A 3,398-nucleotide genomic window follows, 5' to 3' on the forward strand; every position below is an offset into this window, starting at 1 on the left:
GCCTATAGAAGAACAATACTGGATTTTGCGCCGTAATGCCGCCGCTTTTGTCGTTCCAGGGCATGAATGTCCTTTCGCTTGGAATTCCCTCAAGCGCCGGCATTACGGCGCAAAATCCAGTATTGTTCTTCTATAGGCACGCCACGGGGCGCTTTCAACGCGATGCGCTTCCGACTTCGTCCGATTTGGTCCAGTCGCGACCCTTTGTCTTCCTTCAATGGCTCTTTTTTCGTTCAATGTCTCTCGCGACGCCGCTCGTAAACCGAATAGCGCGTCGGGTGGCTGTCCTTTTCCCCGGCTGGGACGTCCTGCGAGCTGACAATGCGCCAGGAATCGGGATCGATCGGCGGGAAATGCGCGTCGCCGTCGACCGCTGCCAGCACATGGGTGACGTGCAGCCGGTCGGCCAGCAGCATGGCCTGGGCATAGATTTCGCCGCCGCCGATGACGCACACCTCGTCGACATCGGCCATGCCGCGCCCGCGCACCGTCGCCAGCTGGATCGCGGCTTCGAGCGAATGTGCCACCTCGACGCCCTCGGCGCGCCAGGTCTCGTCGCGGGTCACGACGATGTTCAACCTGCCCGGCAGCGGTCGACCGATGCCCTCATAGGTCTTGCGGCCCATGATGATAGGCTTGCCCATCGTATCGGCCTTGAAGCGCTTGAGATCGGTGGAGAGCCGCCACGGGAGCCCGCCGTCCCGCCCGATCACGCCGTTCTCGGCAATGGCAACGTAGATTGCGACATGCATCAATTTTCGCCCGTCGGCTCGAGGATCAGGATGTCGATGTCGCGCTCGGGGTAGAAATCATCCGCCGTCATCTCGAAGGTCGTCGGTCCGGTCTTTTTGACATTGTCGCCGCAGAACGAGACCAGGGCTTTCGGATTGCCCTTGTCGATCGTCAGCTTGAACTTGCCGATCGTGCCCGTAGCCCAGTTGCCGCCGGTGGTCAGGATATAGGCGATGCGGCTCTCGAAATATTTGGGGTAGCCGTCAGGGTCGTCCTTGGCCGCCTTGCGCACCGCATTTTCGAATGTGCCGTCCATGCAATACCGGGTCTTGTAGGCCGCATACTGACCCTGGAATTTGCCGTCGTAGAAGAAGCTGACCGAAGACGTGCCGCCGACGCTCGGTCTGTAGTGGTGGGAAACATGGACGTCCTTGTTGGCCGGAAAGGTCGAGCGCCACCAGTAGGTCGAACGCAATTGCCAGAACGGGGTGTAGACCTTGCTCGTCTCGGTGCCGTCGCTGCCGGTGTCCTCGATGATGATGCCGCGGTTGACCCAGTCATCGACAACCGCTTGCGGCAGCTTCGCCAGCGCCGCCTTCGCCGCATCGCCGAAAGGATAGAACGGCACGTTTTGCGCCTTCAGCTCAGCGCTGATGTCGATGCCGAGCGCCAACACCTTCTGCTCGAGCTGCGGCTTTGCGGCGACACCGTCGATCGTCACCTCGAAACCGAGGAAATTATCGCTCTGATTTTCAGGAATCGCCGGGATTTCTTCGGGATTGCCCGATATGTCGGGCATCGGGAAGGCGACGATGGCCTGGACATCCTGATCGGTGTTGTTGTGGAAGACATAGTCGACCGTGACCTTTTCCGGCGAGATGAAAAGGTCCTCGCTTTGCATCGCCACGGCATCGCTGCGCGACAGGATCAGGCCGCCGGTGCCAAGTTCGGCAACCGAATCATTGGCGAAAGCGGGTGCGGACGACAAGGCCAGCACGGCGGTCAGAACATATCGCAACATGGAAGCCCCCTCGGCTGGAATGCCTGCAGGACCCTAGCCGTTTCAATGTGGCGTTCAAAGCCCTTCCGTATCCGCGGACGCACCAAAGGGAGATGGACTGCGGTCTGGACACGCGCCAGCGCGGTCTGGACACGCGCCAGCGCGGTCTGGACACGCGCCAGCGCGGTCTGGACTAACGGGTTCCGATCGGGCAGGAGTTCGCCCATGCGCAAGCTTCTCGTCATCGGCATCGGCGCCGGCAATCCCGACCACATGACCGTTCAGGCCATATCAGGCCTGAACCAGGCGGATGTGCTGTTCATTCCCGACAAGGGCGCGAAAAAAAATGAATTGGCCGAACTGCGCCGTCAGATCTGCGACCGCTTCGTCACCAATCCGAAGTCGCGGCGCGTCGAATTCGACGTGCCGGTGCGCGACCTCCCGGTAGAAGATGGGCCGGCGCCCTCCTACCGCTCGACCGTCGATGACTGGCATGAAGCCATCGCCGCCATTTACGAAGGCCTGATCCGCGACGAGATTGCAGGCGACGGCTGCGGCGCCTTCCTGATCTGGGGCGACCCTTCGCTCTATGACAGCGCGTTGCGCATCCTTGAGCGCGTGCGCCTGCGAGGCGATGTGGCGTTCGAGCTTGAGGTCATCCCCGGCATCACCGCCGTCCAGGCACTTGCCGCCAGCCACAAGATGGCGCTGAACCGCATCGGCGATTCCGTCCTCATTACCACCGGCCGCCGCCTGACCGAAGAAGGCATGCCGGACAATGCCGGCAGCGCGGTCGTCCTGCTGGACGGCAAATGCGCCTTCAACACGCTGGCCGACAAGGATGTCGTCATCCATTGGGGCGCCTATCTCGGAACGGAAGACGAGATCACCCTCTCCGGCAGGATCGGTGACATCGGCGCAAAGATCGAAAAAGTTCGAGAGGAAGCTCGTCGGCGGAAGGGCTGGATCATGGACAGCTATTTGCTGCGCAAGCCCGAATAGGAAGGCAATAGGGGAGTAAGGCAGTAGGGGAGTAGGTGAATGACGTTTTGTGTTGGAAGACAGCACGCGAATGCCTCCCTACTGCCCTACTGCCCTACTGCCCTACTGCCCTACTGCCCTACTCCCTCACCCAGCCTCAATCTCCGCCTGCAACGCCTCCATATGCGTCGCTGCCGCGGCCGCCGCCGCGCGCTCGATGGCGCGGAAGCGGCTGACCACTGCCAGGCCGACCGCCGTCAACTGTGCGCCGCCGCCCTTGCGGCCGCCGGTCTGTGCCGCCACCAGCGGCTTGCCGAATACCCGGTTCATGTCCTCGACCAGGTCCCAGGCGTGCTTATAGGACATCTCCATGCCGCGCGCGGCGGCCGAGATGGAGCCGAAGGCGGCGATCTGTTCCAGGAGCTTGATCTTGCCCGGCCCGACGCGCCCGTCGGGATCGAGATTTATCCGCAAGCTCAGCGACGGCATCTTTGCTCTCCGCGGTCACATCCCAACATCATACTAGAAGCTCCCTGGCGAAACCGCTATTCCAAAAAGACATAGCGGGATCATCCACCCGTCTCGGGGGGCAGGCCGGCGCCGGTGTTCGCCCGATCGAAGCTCACCGTCTTGATCACCGCGAAAACCTTGCCGCCAAGATGAAGCTTCAGCGCCTGCCGCGACT

At 61.8% G+C, this 3,398-nt stretch carries 4 protein-coding genes and 1 pseudogene; 1 reads left to right on the plus strand and 4 read right to left on the minus strand.

Annotation, left to right across the window (positions count from 1 at the left end; genetic code table 11):
* Nucleotides 1-233: 233 nt before the first annotated feature.
* Nucleotides 234-752 carry a dihydrofolate reductase gene (locus EN969_RS22680; protein WP_013531029.1) on the minus strand — a complete coding sequence of 173 codons (519 nt, stop codon included), beginning with the start codon at nt 750-752 and terminating at the stop codon, nt 234-236.
* Nucleotides 752-1,753, minus strand: a complete 1,002-nt coding sequence (locus EN969_RS22685; protein ID WP_063168277.1) for a DUF4424 domain-containing protein — start codon at nt 1,751-1,753, stop codon at nt 752-754. The genes EN969_RS22680 and EN969_RS22685 overlap by 1 nt, the downstream gene beginning before the upstream one ends.
* A gap of 204 nt (nt 1,754-1,957) precedes the next feature.
* Between EN969_RS22685 and cobF the strand changes: the two genes are divergently transcribed.
* Complete coding sequence (cobF, locus tag EN969_RS22695) at nt 1,958-2,734, plus strand: precorrin-6A synthase (deacetylating) (RefSeq protein WP_013531027.1); 777 nt, start codon at nt 1,958-1,960, stop codon at nt 2,732-2,734.
* 126 nt (nt 2,735-2,860) lie between these two features.
* Here cobF and EN969_RS22700 read toward each other — a convergent pair whose 3' ends face one another.
* Nucleotides 2,861-3,202, minus strand: coding sequence for a winged helix-turn-helix domain-containing protein (locus EN969_RS22700; RefSeq protein ID WP_063168278.1), 342 nt, complete (start codon nt 3,200-3,202; stop codon nt 2,861-2,863).
* 80 nt (nt 3,203-3,282) lie between these two features.
* Nucleotides 3,283-3,398: pseudogene (locus EN969_RS22705) on the minus strand (molybdenum ABC transporter ATP-binding protein); the annotation flags it as partial.

This window comes from Mesorhizobium sp. M7A.F.Ca.CA.003.01.2.1 (genome assembly GCF_003998945.1).
Lineage (GTDB): Bacteria > Pseudomonadota > Alphaproteobacteria > Rhizobiales > Rhizobiaceae > Mesorhizobium > Mesorhizobium ciceri.